Annotated in this window: 19 protein-coding genes; 6 read left to right on the top strand and 13 right to left on the bottom strand. The window is 59.4% G+C overall.

From position 1 onward, the window contains the following. Nucleotides 1-111 precede the first annotated feature (111 nt). Entirely contained in the window at nt 112-1275 is a 1164-nt protein-coding gene (locus GIW79_RS15070; RefSeq protein WP_236455050.1) for an AAA family ATPase, read from the top strand. A gap of 99 nt (nt 1276-1374) precedes the next feature. Here the strand turns inward: GIW79_RS15070 and GIW79_RS15065 are convergent, their stop codons facing one another. The 12 genes from GIW79_RS15065 to GIW79_RS15010 form a co-directional block, all read right to left on the bottom strand. Continuing rightward, nucleotides 1375-2223, bottom strand: coding sequence for a transporter substrate-binding domain-containing protein (locus tag GIW79_RS15065; RefSeq protein ID WP_034125473.1), 849 nt, complete (start codon nt 2221-2223; stop codon nt 1375-1377). Further along, nucleotides 2220-2996 (bottom strand): amino acid ABC transporter ATP-binding protein, encoded by a 777-nt coding sequence (locus tag GIW79_RS15060; protein WP_236455048.1) that lies wholly within the window; start codon nt 2994-2996, stop codon nt 2220-2222. The genes GIW79_RS15065 and GIW79_RS15060 overlap by 4 nt, the downstream gene beginning before the upstream one ends. Further along, nucleotides 2993-3652 carry an amino acid ABC transporter permease gene (locus GIW79_RS15055; RefSeq protein WP_034125471.1) on the bottom strand — a complete coding sequence of 220 codons (660 nt, stop codon included), beginning with the start codon at nt 3650-3652 and terminating at the stop codon, nt 2993-2995. Before GIW79_RS15055 ends, GIW79_RS15060 begins: the two co-directional genes overlap by 4 nt. After that, a complete protein-coding gene (locus GIW79_RS15050) occupies nt 3633-4298 on the bottom strand; it encodes an amino acid ABC transporter permease (protein ID WP_003187615.1) in 666 nt (221 codons plus the stop codon). The genes GIW79_RS15055 and GIW79_RS15050 overlap by 20 nt, the downstream gene beginning before the upstream one ends. 371 nt (nt 4299-4669) lie before the next feature. Further along, a complete protein-coding gene (locus GIW79_RS15045; RefSeq protein ID WP_034125470.1) occupies nt 4670-5452 on the bottom strand; it encodes a MetQ/NlpA family ABC transporter substrate-binding protein in 783 nt (260 codons plus the stop codon). Between the two features lie 106 nt (nt 5453-5558). Then, a complete protein-coding gene (locus GIW79_RS15040; RefSeq protein WP_054920316.1) occupies nt 5559-6485 on the bottom strand; it encodes a sigma 54-interacting transcriptional regulator in 927 nt (308 codons plus the stop codon). A 48-nt stretch (nt 6486-6533) separates the two neighbouring features. Beyond that, nucleotides 6534-7115, bottom strand: a complete 582-nt coding sequence (locus GIW79_RS15035; protein ID WP_236455046.1) for an alpha/beta hydrolase — start codon at nt 7113-7115, stop codon at nt 6534-6536. Nucleotides 7116-7306: 191 nt separating this feature from the next. After that, the gene (locus GIW79_RS15030) at nt 7307-10237 is read right to left on the bottom strand and encodes a glycosyltransferase family 32 protein (protein WP_200584327.1); all 2931 of its coding nucleotides are present in this window, start codon (nt 10235-10237) and stop codon (nt 7307-7309) included. A gap of 186 nt (nt 10238-10423) precedes the next feature. Then, nucleotides 10424-10825, bottom strand: coding sequence for an ExbD/TolR family protein (locus GIW79_RS15025; protein ID WP_034125467.1), 402 nt, complete (start codon nt 10823-10825; stop codon nt 10424-10426). Between the two features lies 1 nt (nt 10826). Next, a complete protein-coding gene (locus GIW79_RS15020; RefSeq protein WP_087149534.1) occupies nt 10827-11549 on the bottom strand; it encodes a MotA/TolQ/ExbB proton channel family protein in 723 nt (240 codons plus the stop codon). Between the two features lie 25 nt (nt 11550-11574). Beyond that, entirely contained in the window at nt 11575-12387 is an 813-nt protein-coding gene (locus GIW79_RS15015) for an energy transducer TonB (protein ID WP_089042049.1), read from the bottom strand. A 235-nt stretch (nt 12388-12622) separates the two neighbouring features. Next, nucleotides 12623-13474 (bottom strand): LysR family transcriptional regulator, encoded by an 852-nt coding sequence (locus tag GIW79_RS15010; RefSeq protein WP_005783745.1) that lies wholly within the window; start codon nt 13472-13474, stop codon nt 12623-12625. Nucleotides 13475-13579: 105 nt separating this feature from the next. Between GIW79_RS15010 and GIW79_RS15005 the strand changes: the two genes are divergently transcribed. Together GIW79_RS15005 and GIW79_RS15000 are read left to right on the top strand one after the other, a co-directional pair. Continuing rightward, on the top strand, nt 13580-14041 hold the full coding sequence (locus GIW79_RS15005; protein ID WP_057975344.1) for a nucleoside deaminase: 462 nt from the start codon (nt 13580-13582) through the stop codon (nt 14039-14041). Beyond that, nucleotides 14028-15215, top strand: a complete 1188-nt coding sequence (locus tag GIW79_RS15000) for a CynX/NimT family MFS transporter (protein ID WP_054920326.1) — start codon at nt 14028-14030, stop codon at nt 15213-15215. The genes GIW79_RS15005 and GIW79_RS15000 overlap by 14 nt, the downstream gene beginning before the upstream one ends. Here GIW79_RS15000 and GIW79_RS14995 read toward each other — a convergent pair. Further along, nucleotides 15186-17501: a TonB-dependent receptor gene (locus GIW79_RS14995; protein ID WP_236456274.1), complete on the bottom strand. Its 2316-nt coding sequence runs from the start codon at nt 17499-17501 to the stop codon at nt 15186-15188. The two genes, GIW79_RS15000 and GIW79_RS14995, sit on opposite strands and share 30 nt — an antisense overlap. Before the next feature lie 155 nt (nt 17502-17656). Here GIW79_RS14995 and GIW79_RS14990 point away from each other — a divergent pair, with 155 nt between their 5' ends. The 3 genes from GIW79_RS14990 (at nt 17657) to GIW79_RS14980 (ending at nt 20952) form a co-directional block, all read left to right on the top strand. Continuing rightward, nucleotides 17657-18601: a LysR family transcriptional regulator gene (locus GIW79_RS14990; RefSeq protein ID WP_236456276.1), complete on the top strand. Its 945-nt coding sequence runs from the start codon at nt 17657-17659 to the stop codon at nt 18599-18601. Between the two features lie 108 nt (nt 18602-18709). Continuing rightward, nucleotides 18710-19171, top strand: coding sequence for an HIT family protein (locus GIW79_RS14985; RefSeq protein ID WP_054920331.1), 462 nt, complete (start codon nt 18710-18712; stop codon nt 19169-19171). A gap of 173 nt (nt 19172-19344) precedes the next feature. After that, nucleotides 19345-20952, top strand: a complete 1608-nt coding sequence (locus GIW79_RS14980) for an alkaline phosphatase family protein (RefSeq protein WP_072445745.1) — start codon at nt 19345-19347, stop codon at nt 20950-20952. Nucleotides 20953-21095: the final 143 nt, after the last annotated feature.

Below are 21095 nucleotides of genomic sequence, written 5' to 3'. Positions count from 1 at the left end.
TTTGCGTGATGCCGACGTTCAAGTGTGTATGCGACTGTGAGCTTAGATCAGGGTTCCTTATCTGCATGGAGGATCCCATACTCCAATGGTTCCCATGCTGACTAAATACACATGCTTAAAACCCTCGCGGTGGCCAATTACCGCTCGATCAACAAATTGGTGGTGCCCCTGGACCGGCTGAACCTGGTGACAGGGCCCAATGGCAGCGGCAAGTCCAACCTGTATCGCGCCCTGCGCCTGCTGGCCGAAACTGCCCAGGGTGGGGTGATCAATGCGCTGGCCCGCGAAGGCGGGCTGGATTCCACATTCTGGGCCGGGCCGGAAAACATCAGCCGGCGCATGCGCAATGGCGAAGTACCGGTGGAGGCCGTGGTCGCCCAAGGCGTCAAACGCTTGCGCCTGGGCTTTGCCGGGGAGGACTTCAGCTACGCCATCTCCCTGGGCATGCCCATCCCGGTTCCCGGCAGCGAGTTCAAACTGGACCCGGAGATTAAAAAGGAATGTATCTGGGCCGGCCCTCTCTACCGTCCGGCCAGCCTGCTGGTTCAGCGCTCGGGACCGATGGTACGCGCCCGTGATGGCCGCGCCTGGGACGTGCTGGCCCAACACACGCCCAACTATCACAGCCTGTTCGATCAGGTCGGCAGCCTGCGCGGTTCGCCGGAAGTGTTGCTGCTGCGCGAAAGCATCCGTGGCTGGCGCTTTTATGATCACTTTCGCAGCGATGTGGATGCGCCGGTACGCCAGCCGCAATTAGGCACGCGCACGCCGGTGCTGCATCACGACGGTCGGGATTTGGCGGCCGCGTTACAGACGATTCGCGAAGTGGGCGATGTCGAGGCGTTGCAGCACGCGGTCAGTGATGCCTTCCCCGGCGCACGGTTGCATATCGAACCGTTGCAGGGCGGACGCTTTGCCATTGAGTTCTATCAGGAAGGCTTACTGCGCCCGTTGTCGGCGGCGGAGCTGTCGGACGGCACCCTGCGCTACCTGCTGCTGATCGCAGCACTGCTGACCCCACGCCCGCCGACCATGATGGTGCTGAACGAACCGGAGACCAGCCTGCATCCCGACCTGTTGCCGGCACTGGCGCGCTTGATTATCCAGGCGTCGAAGCAGTGCCAGGTGTGGGTGGTGAGCCATGCCAGCCGCTTGACTGCAGCGTTGCAGCAGGATGAGGGGTGTAACTCGATTGTGTTGGAGAAGGTGTTGGGGGAGACACGGATTGTGGGGCAAGGGATGCTGGATGCGCCGGCCTGGCACTGGCCGGAGTAGGCGTTGCCTGCACCGGCCTCATCGGGGGCAAGCCCCCTCCCACATGTTGATGTGTGAATACATTCAAAGGTGGGAGCTGGCTTGCCTGCGATAGCTATTTCAGCCCTGCCACTTACCGCCTTCAACAATCACACTCTCAGGCTTGGTGTCATCGCTCAGTTCTTTTCGCACATATTGGTCATAAAGCTTGAGCAGAAACTTCTCCTCGCCCAACTTCGCCAGCTCGGCATTCACCCAGTCACGCAGCTCGGTATTGCCCTTCTTCACCGCCGGGGCAATCGGCGCTTCATCACCCAGCTTCTCTTCCAGCACGCGGTAACCCGGGTTCTGCTTGGCCCAGCTGAACAGCACCAGGTTGTCCTGGGCATAGGCATCACCACGTCCGGCCGACAGAGCTTGCAGCGACTCGGAGTTCTTCTCGAACTTGAGCAGCTTCCAGTCCGGATGGTTCTTGGTCAGCCAGATATCCGCCGTGGTGCCGGTGGTGACGATGGTCGTGCGGGTTGCCAGGTCATCCAGGCTTTTGACGGCGCTGTCATTCGGCACCAGAGCCTGCACCGCGACTTTCAGGTTGGGGTTGGTGAAGTCCACCGCGTCCTTGCGTTCAGGCGTCACGGTCATGTTGGCGAGAATCAGGTCGACCTTGTCGCTTTGCAGGAACGGAATGCGGCTGGCCGGTTCCACGGCGACAAATTCCACCTTGTTTTCGTCGCCCAACAGGTCCTTGGCGAATTGACGGCCGATGTCGGTATCGAAGCCGACATAACGACCCGCTTCGTCCACAAAACCGAATGGCGGCTTGTCGGTAAACACGCCGACAATCAGCTTGTCCCGCGCTTTGATTTTGTCGATGTAGCTCACAGCCGCGGGTTTTACCGGCTCTTCGGCCTTTTTATCGCAGCCGGCCAGCAAGGCGACGGCAAACAGTGGCAGCAGTAACTTTTTCATATCAGCTCCAGTTCCTTGATCTTTTTGGGCAGTGTTGAAACAAAGGAGAACTTCTCCAGGAACTGCTGCGCGCGCGCGGTCTGCGGGTTCGTAAAGAATGCCTCGGGGGTGTTGTGTTCGAGGATGCGACCGGCCTCCATGAACACCACGCGGTCGGCGACGGCGCGGGCGAAGGCCATTTCGTGGGTAACGATCAGCAGGGTCATGCCATCGCGGGCCAGGTCCTGGATCACTTCCAGCACTTCCTTGACCATCTCCGGGTCGAGGGCCGCGGTGACTTCGTCAAACAGCATGACCTGGGGGTTCATGCACAACGAGCGGACGATGGCGATGCGTTGCTGCTGGCCGCCGGAAAGCTGGCGTGGGAAGGCGTCGCGCTTGTCGGCAAGGCCCACGCGCTCCAGCAATTTTTCCGCCTGCTCACGGGCCTCCCAGGGGTCGCGCTTTTGCACTTTGAGCGGGCCGAGCAGGATGTTGTCGAGCACGCTCATGTGCGGGAACAGGTGGTAGCTCTGGAACACCATGCCGATGTCCTGGCGTACCTGGCGCCAGTCGGTGGTTTTATCCAGCAGCTCTTTGCCGGCGAACCGCAGACTGCCGCTGTGTGCCACTTCCAACCCGTTCAAACAACGCAGCAAGGTGCTTTTGCCACAGCCGCTGGGGCCGAGGATCACCACCACTTCGCCGCGTTGCACGCTCAGGTCGATACCCTTGAGCACCTGCGCCTCGCCGAAGAATTTGTTGAAACCCTGGAACTCGATCAATGCGCTCATGCTTGGGCCCAGCGCCGTTCCAGCACCTTGGAGGCGGCTGACAACGGGTAGCAGATAAAGAAGAAAAACAGGAACAGCGCACCGTAGATCAATACCGACTCATAGGTGCGCTCGATGATTTGCTGGCCGACCTTGATCACATCCACCACGCCGATCAGCACCGCCAGGGAGCTAGTCTTGATGATGCGCGTGTACACATTGATGGTCGGCGGCGTCATGCGCTTGAGGGCCTGGGGCAGCAGTACATAGCCGTACAACTGTGGGCCGGACAGGCCAATCGACAAGCCTGCTTCGCGCTGGCCACGGGGCAGCGAATGCAACGCGCCACGCACCACTTCGCCCACCTCGCTGGCGCCCCACAACGACAGCACCAGCACCGCGCACCAGAAACTGGGGATGCTCAGGCCGAAGAAGATCGGCACGCCAAAAAACAGCAGGTACAACCACACCAGTACCGGAATGGCGCGGAACAGTTCCAGGTAGACCCGCAGCACGCCGTTGATCGCTTTGTTATTCAAAGTGCGCAGCACGCCGTAGAGCACGCCGCCAACCGTACTGAAGGCGATGCTCAAAAACGAAATCGACAGGGTTTGCGCAGCGCCCTTGCCCAGTTGCGGCAACGACACCCAGAGCAACTCAAGACCCGAACTGGCCATGTTGGAGCCTCCTTTCCAGGCGGCTGAGCAACAGCGACAACGGCAAGAACAACAGCACGCAAATCAGCGTCAGCACAGCGAGCATTTCGTAGGTTTTGTAGTAGAGGGCGATGTAGCTCTTGGTGGTGTAGAGAATTTCCGGCACCGCCACGGCGGAAACCACCGTGGTTTCCTTGAGCAGAAAGATGAAATTGGCGAACAGCGCCGGCAGGCTGAGGATGCCGGCCTGGGGCAGGATCACATGGCGCAACAGCTGCCAATCGGACAGGCCAATGGACTTGCCCGACTCGATTTGCGCCAGCGGCACCGCTTCCACACCAGCGCGCAGCACCTCGGTGAGATAGGCGCCGCCCAGAAAGGTCATGGTGATGATCGCCGCCCAGAACCCGGAAATATTGAAACCCAGGGCAGGCAGCGCGAAGTAGACGAAGAACAGTTGGATCAACAGCGGCGTGTTACGCGCCAGCTCCACATAGAGCGCCACCAGGCGCGACAGGTAAGGCGTGCGAAACACCAGCAGCGCAGCGTTGATCAGCGCCACCAGCAAGGACGTGGCAATGGCGATCAGGCCGACTTGCAGCGTCACACCCACAGCCTTGAGAAACGCCGGCAGCGTGCTGAGGATAAAAGCGAAATCGAAGGTCATGTGCAGTCCATATCGCCGCATGGGTAATGCCGCGAGCGCAGTCCGTGCTGACGTGGATAACGTCAGCTAGCGCGAACTTTAAAGGTATAAAAATCAAAGTTTAAATACCTAGATAGCATATTCATATCACCAAAAAACTTACCTCTGTGGGAGGTGGCTTGCCTGTCGATCATTCCCACGCTCTGCGTGGGAATGCAGCCCAGGACGCTCTGCGTCCGCTCTAAAGTCGTGACGCAGAGCGTCACAGGAGACGTTCCCACGCGGAGCGTGGGAACGAGCAATCGCACAGTTTTGACTGTATTTCAGATAAAAAAACGCCGACGCTGTAGTAGCCGTTGGCGTTGAAACCTTGAAGGGGGTTTTGGCTTACATCAGAACGCTGGCACCACCGCGCCGTTGTACTTCTTCTCGATGAAAGCTTTGACTTCCGGGCTGGTCAGGGCCTTGGCCAACTTCTGGATAGCATCGCTGTCCTTGTTGTCCGGGCGGGCCACCAGGAAGTTTACGTAAGGTGATTTGGCGTCTTCGATGATCAACGCGTCCTTGGCCGGGTTCAGGCCAGCTTCCAGGGCGTAGTTGGTGTTGATCAGGTCGAGGTCAACCTGGTCCAGCACCCGTGGCAGCAGGGCCGATTCCAGCTCTTTGAACTTCAGGTTCTTCGGGTTGCTGGCGATGTCTTTCGGCGTGGCCAGGGCGTTGGTCGGGTCTTTGAGGGTGATCACACCGGCCTTTTGCAGCAGCAACAGGGCGCGGCCGCTGTTGGAGCCTTCGTTCGGAATCGCCACGGTGGCGCCATCTTTCAGATCTTCGATTTTCTTGATCTTTTTCGAGTAGCCGCCGAAGGGTTCAACGTGCACGCCCACCACGGTAATCAGATTGGTACCTTTACCCTTGTTGAAGTTTTCCAGGTACGGCAGGGTCTGGAAATAGTTGGCATCCAGGCGTTTCTCAGCGACTTGCACGTTTGGCTGTACGTAGTCGGTAAAGACTTTGATCTGCAGGTCCACACCTTCCTTGGCCAGGGTCGGCTTGATCAGCTCGAGGATTTCGGCGTGGGGAATCGGCGTAGCAGCCACCACCAGTTTCTCGCTGGCCTGGGCAAAGCCAGCAGTCAGGGCAGCCGCCAGAGCGGTAAACAACAGAACCTTTTTCATGCAATGTCCTTCTAACGACCGTTTTTATGTGAGGTGCCAGCGAAGTGCTATCGCGGCGTGGAAAGGACAATACCTAGATTTTTTATTCCCGAACAATATCTTTTATTCACGTTGATATTCCATTTTGCTCATACAGAAATTTACGCACCGATTCCTGCTCGGCCGGGCTGGCGCTGGCCAAAATTCGTCGCACTTGCTCCAGCGGCGAACCCGCCGCTGGCAAGTTCAAATGCTCGGGCAAGATTTCATCGCCGCTGCTCACCAGCAAGGCAAAGTGAATGACGTTTTCCAGTTCGCGGGTATTACCCGGCCAAGTGTGGTGTTCCAGCACCTGCTGGGCGGCGTCGCTGATCAGTGGCACCGGCAGGTCCAGGCGCTGGCTGTAGATGCCGAGGAAATATTCGGCCAGGGACAAGATATCCCCCACCCGCTCGCGCAACGCCGGCAGGTCCAACCGGCCCTCACTCAAATAATGGAACAGACGCTCGTGAAACTTGCCCACGGCCACGGCCTGGGCCAGGTCGATACTGGTGGCGGCCACCAGGCGCACATCCACCGGGCTGGGCTGGTGGGCACCAACGCGGGTGACTTCGTGGTTTTCCAAAGCCGCGAGCAATTTCACCTGGATCGGCAGCGGCAAGTCGCCGATCTCATCCAGGTACAAGGTGCCGCCATTGGCCGAGCCGAACCAACCCGCCCGGCTGCTCGCCGCGCCACTGTGACTGCCGGCGGCATAGCCGAACAACTCGGCATCCGCATAGGTGGGGCTGATGGCGCCACAGTTGACCGAGACAAACAGGCCAGTACGGTCACTACCACGGTGGATGTGCCGCGCCAGCAACTCTTTACCGCTGCCGGTTTCTCCTCGAATCAATACGGGTAAGGCGCGCGGCGCAAGGCTTTCCAACTCTTCACGCAGTTGGCGTGAGCGTGGGTCGACGAACACCAGCGCCTTGGCGCGGATGCTCAACGGGCTTTTTTCAGCATCGGGAAAGGTCAGCAGCGGCTGGCCGAAGGTTTCATGCAGACTCATGGCAGGCTCCCGCCCCAATCCACTCAGGGACGGGGCGTTGAAAAAATATTAGGCGCTGCGCCGAGCGTGGTGCTCGAGGCGATGTTGCAGGCGATAGAGGTAAGCAAACCCTTGCTCCCAGCGCCGGTGGCCGGACTTCACATTGATATGCCCGGCGCCCGACAAGATGCCGGCTTCGGCGCCCCACTGACGCGCCAGTTCCAGAGCCCTGGGGGCGCTTACGGCACTGTCGTTGTCGGAGCTGACCACCTGGCTGGGAAATGGCAGCAGGTCAGTTGGAATAGGGGCGAAATTGCGCAGTGCAGGGGCACACGCAGAACGCTCGACATCCGCCGGTGCCACCAGCAATGCGCCGCGTACCTGCCGCAAGAAGTGCACGGGGGCAGTGGCGGCCCAGTGGGCCACGGTGATGCAACCCAGGCTATGAGCGATCAGGATGACCGGCGTGCTGTCGGCGGCGATGGCCTCGGCCAGTGCGGCGACCCAATCCTCGCGACGCGGCGTCAGCCAATCGGCCTGTTCCACCCGTGCGCTGTTGGGCAAGCTGTTTTGCCAATGGGTTTGCCAATGATCTTCTGGCGATCCTTGCCAGCCCGGCACGATCAGATAACGAATCGACTCGCTGTGCATGGGTGTGCCCTCCTGCAGCGTTTAACGTTGCTGGTCAGTATAGGGTGAGGCTCACGCACCAATAAGGAATAAAAAAGAATTTATTAATAACCAAAAGGAATTTACATCTTTTCAGAACTTGCTTGTCCCCGCCCCTTCATTAAAACCGGCCATTGCGCCCCGGCAACCGCGGCGCGATGACCGAGCCAAACTCAGCGAGAATGATGCATAGAGTGTTCCGAGCCGATCGCAACTCCGAGCTTATGGTTCATCGCCATATAATAATCACGCACTTGTGTAAGTTTTTCCGCATACGCTTGCGGAAGTAAAATACGCGCTTCCAACAGTTCCGTCAGCTCCTCAACTTCTGAAAAAAACCCATATTCTTTTTGCGCCAATACATCACCAAACATTCTCGGCCCAGTGATTTCGAAAATTTTCTTTTCATACTCGTTATAAATTTGCCGCTCTGCGGCTGTCGAGTTTTCCTTCAGAAAGGGACGATTAGCGTTTAGCCATTCTTCGTTTGCCTTGTATCGCTCATACGCCGTCTCCAAAATCTCGTCAAATACAGGGTTGTCTGGATGACTGGCAAAATTACTGGTGTTGAAGCCATTGAAGTCCGTAGGTTCGTAAGTAACCGGCACGTTCATCAAGATATCATTAGGCGTGGCTTTCAATGTGACCTCGCCCACATTAAAGGTCAGCGCATCATCCGTATCCAGATAGATGCCACCGTACTTTTTCATTAGCACAGCGCGCATGACGTCCGATGACGCCGCTAAATTCTGCCCACGCCCTGAACGGAAAAACTGATACATCTCGCCGTATTGACCTGCATTCAGAGCCTGAAAACTTTCATCGGCCTTTAAATCATGAACTTCAAGCCCACCCACTTTATGATCCAATGCTGAATGTATTTTCTGAAAAGTATCCGCGTCATTGGCATCGACGTGAACAATCGACTTATACCCGGGGCTTTTCCGGGAATTTTCCATAATATTATTGAGTAGATTTTCCGGCATTTCATTGCCGGCCCAAAAATAGTGGATCACTTTCGGCACGTCTGTAGCACCGGACGGCAGTACCGGCATTCTCGGTAGTTTCAGTACTTTGGTTGTCATCGAAGCAGGCGCATTTTTACTGGCCTCAATCGCTTCGGCTTGAGTGCCACCCAGCCACCGTCCTTGACCTTTACGCCAATAAAAGATGTCGTTCACCTGACCATTGGCCTGGAGCCCGCGCCAAAGACCCGCTTCGACGTCATACGTAACTTTGGTACCGTATTGACCGACATAAACCATATAGTCTTTCCCGATCATGCGCCTCACGTCATCCATGGGAACCCTGACCTCCTCAAGGATCACTGGAGGTGAGACGGGCCCCATCGGGTATCCGATATGCCCATTGACACGTTGTGGTGGCCTGAAGAATGGGCGCGCTTGTTCAGTCACTTGGGTGGGTGTGCGGGTTGCAGCATCAATCCCTGCTGCAACGCCACCGCCGGACACCCTCTCTGTCAGCGCTTTCGCCAGTGGTGCCCCCGCGTGAGTGGCCAACGGCGGTACGGCGTTCAACACGCCAAACACAATGCGGTCGGCAGCCGTTGCTTTTCCCTGGACGGCATCATCAATACCGATACCTGTCTGGGCAGCCCCGGCGGCCAGGAAGAAAACATCCAGCCCTATAGCGACTTCGGGCATCACCAGCGCCAGCGGCGTCATGAACATGGCGACCTTGGTAGCCTCTTCCACGACATGCAGCACCTGGTTCTTGGTGTAGTCCCCGTCACTGACAATCGCATTGTCGGCGTCCGAATAGGACCGTGCTTTTTGCCGAACCTTGACCGCTTCGAAAGGATCGCCGTGCAACTGCTCAACAGCGATGAAACGATCCGGCACCCAACCGTTGAGGCTCGCAAGGAAAGCATTGCCTGATGCCTGCGCATCGGACCAGTTTCCCATCCCTTGCAGGGTCTGACGTACGCCGTCTGAAAACGTTCTGTCAGCTTGATCCTTGAGGGAAAAGTGCGTCAACAAGGACGCGCGCTTTACGGGGTCCGAGGCTTGCCCGGCCAGCCACGTTGTCATTTGCTGCGGATTATCGAAGCGATGTATTGGCGAGGAGTTGCCAGGGATGTAAAGCAACGTCAACTGGGTTTTCCGATCGGTCACACACATCAAGTCGGTCGACTCAAACCCATTGATGCTCAGCAGGCCGATGTCCAGATCCGGGTCCTTCACGGCAGGCCCTTCAAAATCCTGGACCGTCAGCTTGGACCAATCCTTTTGCGCAACAGGCCCCAACGCTCGCTGGGCGAGTGCCGCCTCGGCAGGGCCAAGGCTCCCTTCCAGGCGCTGCAGATTGATGGCTTTGACAAACGAGATTTTACTCAATGCCGTATAAGATTCGCTGTGCTTGTCCCAAAACCCATCAAGGGTCTTCTTATACAGTTGGGTCCGGTCTGTATCCCAGACTAATGCCTTGAAGTCATCCACCGGTATGGAAACGCGGGTGTCGGCGTTATAGGGGGCATCGCCCGGCGCACTGGGCTCCCGATAAATACCTTGTCGAGTGTTTGCCTCCTGCACCCAACCGTCAATCTGGTTGTAAATATATATCGCTGGCGAAAAGTACTTGCCAATCTTTACAAACCAGCTTTCATCTTTCTTAATTGTTACATCTTGCCTGTTTTTCAATGCCGCTTGTGTCAGGGTGATTTTTTCTACCACCTCTTTTTCATCCTCACTGTCATCTTTAAATGTCACTAGATAGGTTTTATCTGGATCAATATCCACACCCCATTGCTGCTTTATCTTTGCAGATAAAATAGTGGAAATTTCTTTTTCGGGCGTTACAAAGTCGGCGGTTTGCTTGCTGATATAAGATTCTAAACGAGCATTTTTTTTGAATGCCGAGTTGCTCCCGCCTCTTGGCGTAGGGCTTGCTTCAGCACCCTGCAGTAAACTCTGTTTTCTCTTATAGTCAGCCAGCGTGGGCAAAATACAGGCTGATGGATGTCTCATGCCGGCCATACGATCGTTCGAAGATGCCATTACCGCAGGCTTTTCTTCAGGTTTTTCAACCGTTAAATGGGGATTAACGAACGTATTCACGACTTGGACAGGAACGCGTATAGACATGCAATTACTCCATTAATTAAATCACTCTATGCGCCGACCAGAATAAGCATGCAGCCGAAAATTGCACGCTCGGATACATGTAAATTCTTTTCCTGTGCAACATCTGTAAACATGCAATGCTTAGATAAAAAAAGGGCCGCACCCTGCCAAGGAAAGCGGCCCAAAAACTGTCGAGACTTTTTGAAACTAACGTGCAGTGATCACCGACAACTTGGTGATGCCCGCACGCTCAATCGACGCCATGGCTCGTGCCACTTCGCCGTAGTTCACTCCATCGTCAGCCTGCAGTTGCACCCGCACATCGGGGTCCTTGGCCTTCGCCGCCTGCAGGTTGAACTCCAGCAGATCCGGCTGGATTTCGTCCTTGTTGATAAACAATTTGCCGGCGCCGTCGATGCTCACCACCAGCGGGTCTTTTTGCTCAACCGGCGCCACGGCCTGGGTCTTGGGCAGGTTGATCGGGATCGAGTTGGTCAACAGCGGCGCGGTGACGATAAACACCACCAGCAGCACCAGCATCACGTCCACCAGCGGCGTGACGTTGATCTCGCTCAGCACCTCATCACTGTCTTGCGTGGAGAAGGCCATGTCAGGACGCCTCCTTCACTTTCTGCGGGCTGCCGGCGCCGGCCTTGGTCAGCGCCGGGTGCAGCAGCACGCGGAACGCGTTTTTCTGCGCCAGGCTGTAGAAGTCGTGGGCAAAGTCATCCAGGTCTGCCGCCGTCAGCTTCAGGCGGCGCAAAAAGTAGTTGTAGACCAGCACCGCAGGCACCGCGACGGCGATCCCCACGCCGGTCGCCACCAGTGCCGCGCCGATGGGCCCGGCCACGGTTTCCAGGCTGGCGGACCCGGCAGCACTGATCCCCTTCAGCGCTTCCATGATCCCCCACACGGTGCCAAACAGGCCGATAAACGGCGAGGTGCTGCCGATACTGGCGACTACAGCCAGACCGGTTTCCAGGGAGCGACGTTCACGCACGATTTGCTGGCGCAGCGCGCGTTCGAGGCGATCCTGGTGATTGATCGCCTGGCTCAAATCCGCAGCGTGGGTGGTATCGCCCACCTGGATCGCGGCATAACCGGCCTGGGCTACACGGGCGGCGGCGCCAGGCTGGGTTTCGGCGAGTTCGGCGGCCGAGTCGAGGCTCGATGCCGCCCAGAACTGTTTGTGAAACTTGCGATCCTGGGCCTTGAGGCGACCGAACTGCACGCCCTTGAGCAAGGCCAGGCCCCAAGTGGCGACCGAAAAGGCCACCAGCAGCCAGATCACCGTGCTTTCGATGGATTCAAGTGGAGATGCCAATGCCATGATGTTTTCCCTCTGCGCCGCTGAATAATTAATGAATCTTGAAATCGATGGGCACGCTCACCCAGCCGTTCTGGGCCACATCGCCCTGCTTGGCAGGCACGAAACTCCAGCGCTTCACCGCCGCCAATGCCGCGTCATCCAACTGCTGGCGACCACTGCTTTTTTGCACCTGGATCTCACCCGGTTTACCGCTGGCCAGCACCTGCACCCGCAGCAACACCGTGCCTTCCCAACCGCGACGCTGAGCCAGTGACGGGTATTCCGGCGCCGGGTTTTTCAGGTACGCGGCGTTGGCCGAAGCAGGCGTCACCGGCGCTGGCGCCGCAGGTGCGGGCGGTGCAGGTAGCGCTGGCGTCGGTGGTGCAGGTGGTTGCTCGACGGCCTTGGGGGCCGGCTTGGGCTCAGGTTTAGGCACGGGCTTGGGCTTGGGTTTCGCAATGGGTTTGGGCGGCGCCGGCTTGGCCGCCAACTCATCCACCAGCGGCGGCGGGGGCTCGACCACAGGCGGAGGCGGTGGTGGCGGTACAGGCGGTGGCGGCTCAACCACCGGCGGCGCCGGCTGGGAAAATTCGATGGTCATCGGTGGAATTTCCGGCGGCACAATCGGCAGCACCGGCGTGGGTTTCTGGCTCACCCAATAGATCACTGCACCGTGCAGCGCCAACACCAGCAACCCGAGCAAAACCCCTTCGCGGCGGCTGGAAAAACGCTTCGGGGTCTTCTGCAGGCGCAATTGACCCAACGGCGCGCGATGCGGCCGGCCAAGGTCGACCAACTCACCATTCGGTGCCTGACGCCACTGCGCCTCAGATGCACTGGCGGCGGCCTGGACTTTGCCCATTGATTCACTCCCTGCGGTTTTGAAAAACCGACGGGCCAGCGTGAAGGCCCGTCGAGGGCTGAATCATCGGTGCCAGACACTTATCTCTTAAAGTAATCTTTAAAGTTATAGATAGAACAAAAACGCATAAACAAAACAGCCGATCACACCAAAGCCACGGGGTCCGTGGCCTGGCTTCAAGCCGTTGTTTTTCAATGCCTTAAAGGCATACAAAATATTCGGCAAAGGTATGAACTCAGTGCGGGTTTCCACTGCACAAGGCCAGCAATTCACCCAGCAAACTCTGGCCCGCTGCGCCCAAACCACTGCGGCCATACAGGGCCAACCGCACGCCATGAACAGGTGGCAAGCCACTCTCTGGGCCGAGTATGCGATGGCCCGGTTGCAACACCCGTTCTGGCAATAAACTGATGCCCAAGCCTGCCGCCACCGCCGAGCACACACTGGCCAGGCTGGCGCTGGAATAGCCGATGCGCCAACGCCAGCCGGCCCGTTCCAGATGGTGCAGCATGTCGTTGCGATACAGGCCGCCCACGGGGAAAGCCACCAGCGGCAGCGGGTCGCGGCCCAGGGCCGGGGTGCTCAGGCTGTCGACCCAATACAAGGGCTCGGGCCACGACGCCACACAGTCGTCGCTGTCGCCCATCTGCTTGACCAGCAACACATCGAACTCGCCGCCCCGGTACTGGCGCTGCAATTCAGGGCCCAGACCGCTGGTGACCTCCAGACGCACCCGTGGATAGGCCACCACAAACGCCGAAAGCAGCGGCATCAGGCGCTCGGCGGCGAAATCCTCCGGCACGCCGAGGCGCAACACACCGTCGCTTTGCTGGTTGATCAGCACGTCGGCGGCTTCTTCGTGCAACGCGAGAATACGGCGCGCATACGCGAGCAGACGCTCACCCTCGGCGGTGGCCACTACCCGGCGCTGATCGCGGTCCAATAACTGACAGGCCACCGCGTCTTCCAGACGGCGGATCTGCTGGCTGACGGTGGATTGAGTCAAATGCAGGCGCTCGGCCGCCCGGGTGAAATTGCCGCAGTCCACCACGGCGACAAAGCTGCGCAACAACACAGGATCGAACAACGTCATCACCATTTCGTTTGCCACTGATTGGCATGTTTATATTTAATTTCAGCATACCTTGCTGGCTGACCATACTTCACCTTTCATCGCACCCTGGGGCCTTGTATGACCAACGATCAACCACACCTGCAACGCGCTATTGCGTTGGCCCGCGCCAACGTCGCCCAAGGTGGCCGCCCCTTCGGTGCGGTGCTGACGCGCAACGATGAGATGTTGGTGGAAGCCGTGAATGAGATCCACCTGACCCAGGACCCCACCGCCCACGCCGAGCTGCTGGCAATTCGCGCAGCGAGCCGGCAGTTGGGTGCACGCCTGGAGGGGTGCGTGATCTACGCCAGCGGCCAGCCTTGCCCGATGTGCCTGAGCGCCATGTACCTGTGCGGCGTCGAGCGCGTAGTGTTTGCCGCCAGCAACGAAATGGCCGAGCCGTTCGGCCTGTCGACCGCAGCCATCAGCCAACAGGTTGGCTTGCCCATCGACGCGCAACGCCTGCCCATTCAGCACCTGCCCGATGCCGCAATGACTGCGCTGTATCACCAGTGGAAAACCCTGCATGACCCTGAATAAATCCCTCGCCGGCTGGGGCCTGCTGGTGGTGCTCGGCCTGAATCTGCGCCCGATCCTCAGTTCCATCAGCCCACTGCTCGGCGAGATTCGCCAGGCCACCGGCCTGAGCTTTCAGAGCAGTGCCCTGCTCACCAGCCTGCCGGTGATCTGCATGGGGTTGGTGGCACTGGTGGGCGTGCGCGTGGAGGCTCGCTTGGGCGAGCGTCGCGGCATCGCCCTGGGCTTGTTGATGATTCTGCTGGCGTGCCTGGCGCGCTGGTTGATAGGCGAAGCCTCGGCACTGCTGGTTACCGCGCTGCTTGGCGGTGCGGGTGTTGCGCTGATCCAGGCGCTGGTGCCGGCGATGATCAAGCGTGAATTCCATCACCGTGTGCCCGTAGCGATGGGGGTGTACTCGGCGTCGCTGATGGCCGGCGGTGGGCTGGCGGCGCTGCTCAGCCCGGTGATAGCCACGCATTTCCAGCAATGGCAGGCAGGCCTGGGTGTGTGGTTATTGCCGGCGCTGGGGGCATTGTTGCTGTGGGCCTGGCTACCGCTGGGCGCCGCGCGCAATCCACTGCAGGCGCCTGCGTTCAAAGGGTTGCGCAACCGCCGCGCCTGGCTGCTGGCGCTGTATTTCGGCCTGGTCAATTGCGGCTACATGAGCATGGTCGCGTGGCTGCCGGCCTACTATCAGCAACTGGGCTGGGGCGTGCTGCCCAGCGGGTCGTTGCTGGCATTCATGACGATCTTTCAGGTGGCGGCCGCCCTGCTGATGCCGGTGCTGGCGCAACGCGGTATCGACCGCCGCCCATTGCTCAGCATCAGCTTGCTGGCCCAAACCATCGGCTACCTCGGCCTGATCATTGCGCCGCAGGAATATCCCCACCTGTGGGTGGCCTTGTGCGGCTTCGGGTTAGGGGCGTGCTTTGCCCTGAGCCTGCTGCTGACCCTCGACCACCATCGCGACCCACGCCAAGCGGGGCAACTGGCGGCGTTCGTGCAAGGCGTAGGCTTTTTGATCAATGCGATTTCGCCGTGGCTGACCGGCTGGCTGCGCGAGCTTACCGGCAACTTTGTCAGTGCATGGGTGGTGCTGACGGTGACGGTGGTGGCGATGCTGCTGGTGACGCGGGTGTTCAGCCCGGCCACCTATCGCACCGACCTAGAAGTCGTAGCGCCCAGTCACGCCTAGGGTGCGCGGCGTGCCCAGCAGGCCCTCGTAACCGCCGTTACCACCGGTCCACAGGGTGGTGTAGTAGGTTTTGTCGAAAGCGTTTTTCAGCCACAGCGACACATCCCACTGCCCCTGGTCATAGTCGCCGCGCAAACCGGTAGACAGGTTGACCACCGCATACGCCGGGATCTGCCCGTAGTCGGAATCCTCCACCGTGCCCACCGCCTTGGAACGAAACGCGTAGCTGGCGGTGACGTAGGGTTCGAAGCCGTTCGCCAGGTTCCACTTGTACTCGCCGTTGGCGTTGGCGATCCACTTGGACGCGCCCACCACCTGGTGGCCGCTCAAGTCGCAGGACGCCGGCGCACCGGGACGCAGGCTGGTTTCCGGCGGGCATGGCGCATCCTTGTAAGACAGGTACGTCACGTCATTGAAGGAGCCGTTGATGTTCAGGGTCAGGCCCTTGATCGGCACCAGGGTGCTTTCCACTTCCACGCCCCGCGAGCGCACCGAGCCGGCGTTGGTCAGGTACTGCACGCGGTTGTCCTGGTCGTAGGCGTTGGTCTGGTAGCCGTTGACCTGGGTCCAGAACAGGTTGGCATTGAGTTGCAGGCGGCGGTCCCACAGCGTGCTCTTGAAGCCCAGCTCGGCGTTGTTGGCGCGCTCGGTGCCGATCAACAACGAGTCGGCTCCGGCTGTCGGCGCAGACCCCACCGCCAGGTTCACACCGCCGGACTTCTCGCCATGGGACAGTGTCGCGTAGCCCAGCAGGTTTTCATTGAAGTGATAACTGAGATTGAGCAGCCCCGACGGCGTGGCGCTGTATTGCGACAGGTCGCCCGAGTCATAGGCCCCGGTACGCCCACGCCGCGCCATGGCGGCGGCCCCGCTGACCGCCGCGCCACCGAAGGGCGCATTGCGCGTGACCCAGGCGCTTTTTTCTTCGTAGGTGCCGCGTACACCGGCGGTGAAATCCAGGCGCTCGGTCAGGTGCCAGGTGCCTTGGGCGAACAGCGCGAAACTGTCGGTGCGGATATGCCCGTTGCCCACACTGCTCACATTGCTCAACGCACCGGCGGGCGTGCCGTTCCAGATATCGGCCTTGGGCCCGTAGTAGGCAAAGGATTTGTTATCCAGGTCGGAGCCGAAGTAGTAGGCGCCGAGCACGTAATCGAAGAAACCACCGCTGGGCGACGCCAAGCGGAATTCCTGGGACCACTGCTTATCTTCCACCGAAACCCCAGCGTTATACGACGCCGGTACGTTGAGGCCATCATCGTTGCGCGGGGTGAAATTCCACCAGCGGTAAGCACTCACCGAGGTCAGGGTGAAGTCGCTGGGCAGCGTCCAATTGGCTTCCAGCGAGGTACCGCCCTGGAACACCGTGACGTGCTGGTCGTTGTCCAGGTTGACCTTGCGATGGGTGCCGTCCACCAGGGTGGCGCCTGCCGCGTTGGCCCGGGATTGATACAGGTTGGTGCCATTGATGGTCGGCCCGGTGCTGTACAGCACGCGGGTGCCGGCGCTGGAGTCTTCTTCGTTGTAGTCGCCGATCCAGCGCAGGTTGAACGCTTCGTTGGGCTTGTACAGCAGTTGCCCGCGAAAGCCCTGGCGTGAACCGCCGTTCAGATCATGGCCGTCGTGTTCATTCTTGATGTCGCCGTCGCTGCGGGTGCGATAGGCCGAGAAACGCCCTGCCAGGTCATCGGTCAGGGGGCCGGAAATCGTGCCCTTGGTCTGGAAATAACCGTCCTCGCCCAGGGAGGTTTCGATGCTGCGCTCCGGGGTAAAGCTCGGTGCGCGGGTGCTGATGTTGATGACCCCGGCAGTGGTGTTCTTGCCGAACAACGTGCCCTGGGGGCCGCGCAAAACTTCAAGCTGCTCAATGTCCATCAGGTCGAACACCGCCATGCCCGGGCGCCCGAGGTAGACGTTGTCGATATACAGCCCCACGCTGCCTTCCAGGCCATCGCTGGCCGGGTTGTTGCCCAGGCCGCGGATCGACACGCTGGACTGGCGCGCATGCATATAGGCGACGTTGACGCTGGGCACCAGTTGCTGCAAATCCTGGATGCGGTACACCCGCTGGGTTTCCAGGGCCTGGCCACCGAGCACGCTCATGGGCGTCGGCACGGCCTGGGCACTTTCGGTACGCCGCCGGGCAGTCACCGTGACAGTTTCCAGTTGGCCACTGGCGCTTTCGCCCTTGCCGGCAGGCGCGGGTGTTTCAGCGGCCTGGGCCGGCGACCAACTGCTGCTACCGGCCACTAGAACAGCCAGGGGCAAGGACTTGAACAAACTCATAAGCGGCTCCAAAACCCCGGAATACTCGTCGCCTCATATTCCTAAAGGTTATTTATTTATGTTTTTACGAACATTTACTGCATAAGAGATAGCCTTTATAAGGAGTCGACGTAATGCATAGCCAATGCATTTCCCGGATATTTTTGATGTGAAAAATGCATATCGACTTGCGCCAGCTTCGCCACTTCATCGCCCTCGCCGAACAGCGCAGTTTCGTCGCGGCAGCCGCAGCGGTGAACCTGTCGCAGTCGGCGTTCAGCCGTAGCATCCAGGCCCTGGAACACAGCGCCGGCTGCCAACTGGTGGACCGTGGCCGCAAAGACCTGGCGCCCACCAAGCAAGGCCAGGTGCTGCTCGAACATGCACGCCGCCTGGTCAGTGGCGCACAACAACTGGCCAACGAAATCAGCCAGTTCAATGGCCTGGAAGCCGGTGAACTGCGTTTCGGTTGCGGCCCCGCGCCGGCCGGTGGGTTAGTCCCGCGTGCCATTGGTAGTTTTATCGGGCGCTACCCCAAGGCCCGCGTGCAGTTCCAGGTGGACGACTGGCAAAGCCTGGGCAAACGCCTGCTCAGCGAAGAGTTCGAATTCTTCGTCGCCGACACCCGCCACTTCGAAGCCAACCCCGACTACTACACCCACCGTCTGCGCCCGCGCCGTTGGCACTTCTGCTGCCGCGCCGGGCACCCCCTGACCGTGCGCAACAGCGTCAGCGCCGCCGAGCTGATGAGCTACCCCCTGGCAGTGACCATCCGCCCGCCGAACCTGCGCAAAGTCATCGTCGACCTCAGCGGCCGGCCGGATTACCAGCCCAATGTGGAATGCGAAAACGGCTATAGCTTGATGGGCGTGGTGCTGCGCTCGGACGCCATCGGCATCGTCAGCGCCAACAGCGACGTGCTGCACATGGCCCGCGGCGAACTGGTGTGTTTGCAGATTGAGGGATTGGACGAAAACCTGGAGGAGCGCTACACCCGCTACGGGATCGTCAGCCGTGCAGGGTATCGGTTGTCGCCGCTGGCGCAGGCGATGATTGAGCAAATCAAGGAGATTGATGAGAGAGACGAGGATGCTTATGCGTTGGAAAATATTGCGGTCTGACCAAGCGGTGAACAGCGGCCCGCAACGTCAGTGAAGTCATCATTAGATAACAAAGATCACCTACAAGAGGGTCTATAACCTTTTGACCCGCACGAGGAAGCGCATTTGATGGACTGTATCTTTTGCAGCATTGCCCGCGGTACTGCACCCTCCCACCTCCTGTGGGAAGACCAGACCCACATGGCCTTTCTCTCCATATTTCCCAATACGCCGGGGTTCAGTGTGGTTATCCCCAAAACCCATCACGGCAGCTATGCGTTTGCCGAACCGGACACCGTGCTATGTGACTTGGTCATCGCAGCCAAGAAGACGGCGAAGCTTTTGGACAAAGCGCTAAAAGGTGTGGCTAGAACGGGCATGATTCTGGAGGGTTATGGCGTCGATCATCTGCACGCCAAATTATTCCCGATGCACGGGACCGGGGAAGATAGCGCCTTCAAAAAAATCAGTTCGTCCCAGGACAAATATTTTGAGCGTTATGAAGGCTATGTCTCCTCCCATGACGCTGCCAGGGCAGATGATAAAGCGCTGGCAGGATTGGCCGCTCACATCAGGTCCTTCGCCGGGTAAGCCTGCTCCCACCATTTGATCGCGGGGTGGCAGGTAGATATGTATCTGCTGTCAGGCCGTCATCGCAGGCAAGCCCATGCACTCAATGCATAGAACCCAGTCCCCAAATGCACTTGCCAGAGCGCCCCTCGAACGGCGAAAAAACCCACCTGTCCTCCGTTCGGTAAATTCCTATGTCTGACCCCAAACCCCTGCGCAACGTGCTCTACATCATGTGCGACCAACTGCGCCGCGACTACCTGTCCTGCTACGGCCATGCCCATCTGCACACGCCGAATATCGACCGCCTGGCCGCCGCTGGCGTGCGTTTCAGTCGGGCCTATACACAAGGCACCATCTGCGGCCCGTCGCGCATGTCGGCCTACACCGGGCGCTATGTCAGCAGCCATCAGGTGGCGTGGAATGCAGTGCCGCTGCCGCTCGAAGAGCTGACGATCGGCGACTACCTGCGCCCCCACGGCATCCGCACCGCCCTGGTGGGCAAGACCCACGCCACGCCGAATATTGAGGCCTTGCAGCGCCTGCAGATAGACCCCGACAGTGCCCAGGCCGAGCCACTCAATGAGGTCGGCTTCGACGCGTATCTGCGTCACGACGGCATCTACCCCGACAGCCCGCTGTTCGAGGATAAGCGCGAGTCCGCGCCCTACACCCAATACTTGCGTGATCACGGCTACCACGGCAGCAACCCTTGGCACGAATGGGCCAACGCCGCCGAAGGTGAGAACGGCGAAGTGCTCAGCGGCTGGCATATGCGCAACGCCGGCAAACCCGCACGGGTGGCCGAAGAACATTCGGAGACCGTCTACACCACCGACCGCGCCATCGACTTTATCGACGAACAAGGTGAACAGCCCTGGTGCCTGCACCTGTCGTATATCAAGCCGCACTGGCCCTACATCGCGCCGGCGCCGTATCACGCGCTGTACGGAACCGAGCATGTGCAAGCGCCGATTCAACCTGACCACACCAGCGATCACCCGGTGTACCAGGCATTTCGCCAACACCAGGAGAGCCAGAATTTCTCCCGTGACGAGGTGCGCCTCACGGTGATTCCGACCTACATGGGCCTGATCAAACAGATTGACGATCAACTCGGGCGGCTGTTCGACTTTCTGCAAAGCGCTGGCCGCTGGGACGACACGCTGATCGTGTTTACCAGCGACCACGGCGACTTCCTGGGCGATCATTTCCTCGGTGAAAAAGAATTCTTGCTGGAGCCTGCGGTGGGTGTACCGCTGATCGTGCGCGACCCACGTGCCAGCGCCGATGTCAGCCGCGGCACCGTGGATGAGCGTCTGGTGGAAACCATCGACGCCTTGCCCACCTTCCTCGACGCCTTGGGCTTGCCCGCCGCCGACCATCGCCTGGAAGGTCGCTCACTGATTCCATTGCTGCACGGCGCGCAACCCGCCTGGCGCCGCTACGCCATTGCCGAATACGACTACGCCTTCCAGGCCCCCGCTCGCGAGCGCCTGGAGCAACCCATCGACCGTTGCCGCATGACCATGGTGCGCAGCGAGCGCTGGAAGTACCTGGCGTACGACGGCTTTCGCCCGCAACTGTTCGACCTGGAAAACGACCCGCAAGAACTGCACGACTTGGGCAGCGATCCTGCCTATGCCGAGGTGCGCGAGACGCACTTGGGTTATCTGTTCGACTGGTTGCGCGGGTTGAAACGGCGCACCACCATCAGCCACACGGAGGTTGAGGTGCGCGGGCAATGGTTTCGTTATGGTGAGCCAGAGGCAGAGAAAGTGGTGAAGATCGGGGTCTGGTAAACACCACAAATCCAAATGTGGGAGATTCTATGGTTGAGGGGCAACCCTCAACCAACTTTTGGCTGATATTCGCTTTGCCCTTTCAGCAGAGCGAACACCACCCGAGCAAGCTTGCGGGCCAGTATTACCAACGCCTGTGTGGT

Origin of the sequence: Pseudomonas sp. PA-7-1E, assembly GCF_021605325.1 — a bacterium.
GTDB lineage: Bacteria > Pseudomonadota > Gammaproteobacteria > Pseudomonadales > Pseudomonadaceae > Aquipseudomonas > Aquipseudomonas fluorescens_BV.
Note: the sequence above shows the minus strand (reverse complement) of the source record. Positions and strands in the feature narration are given on the sequence as shown.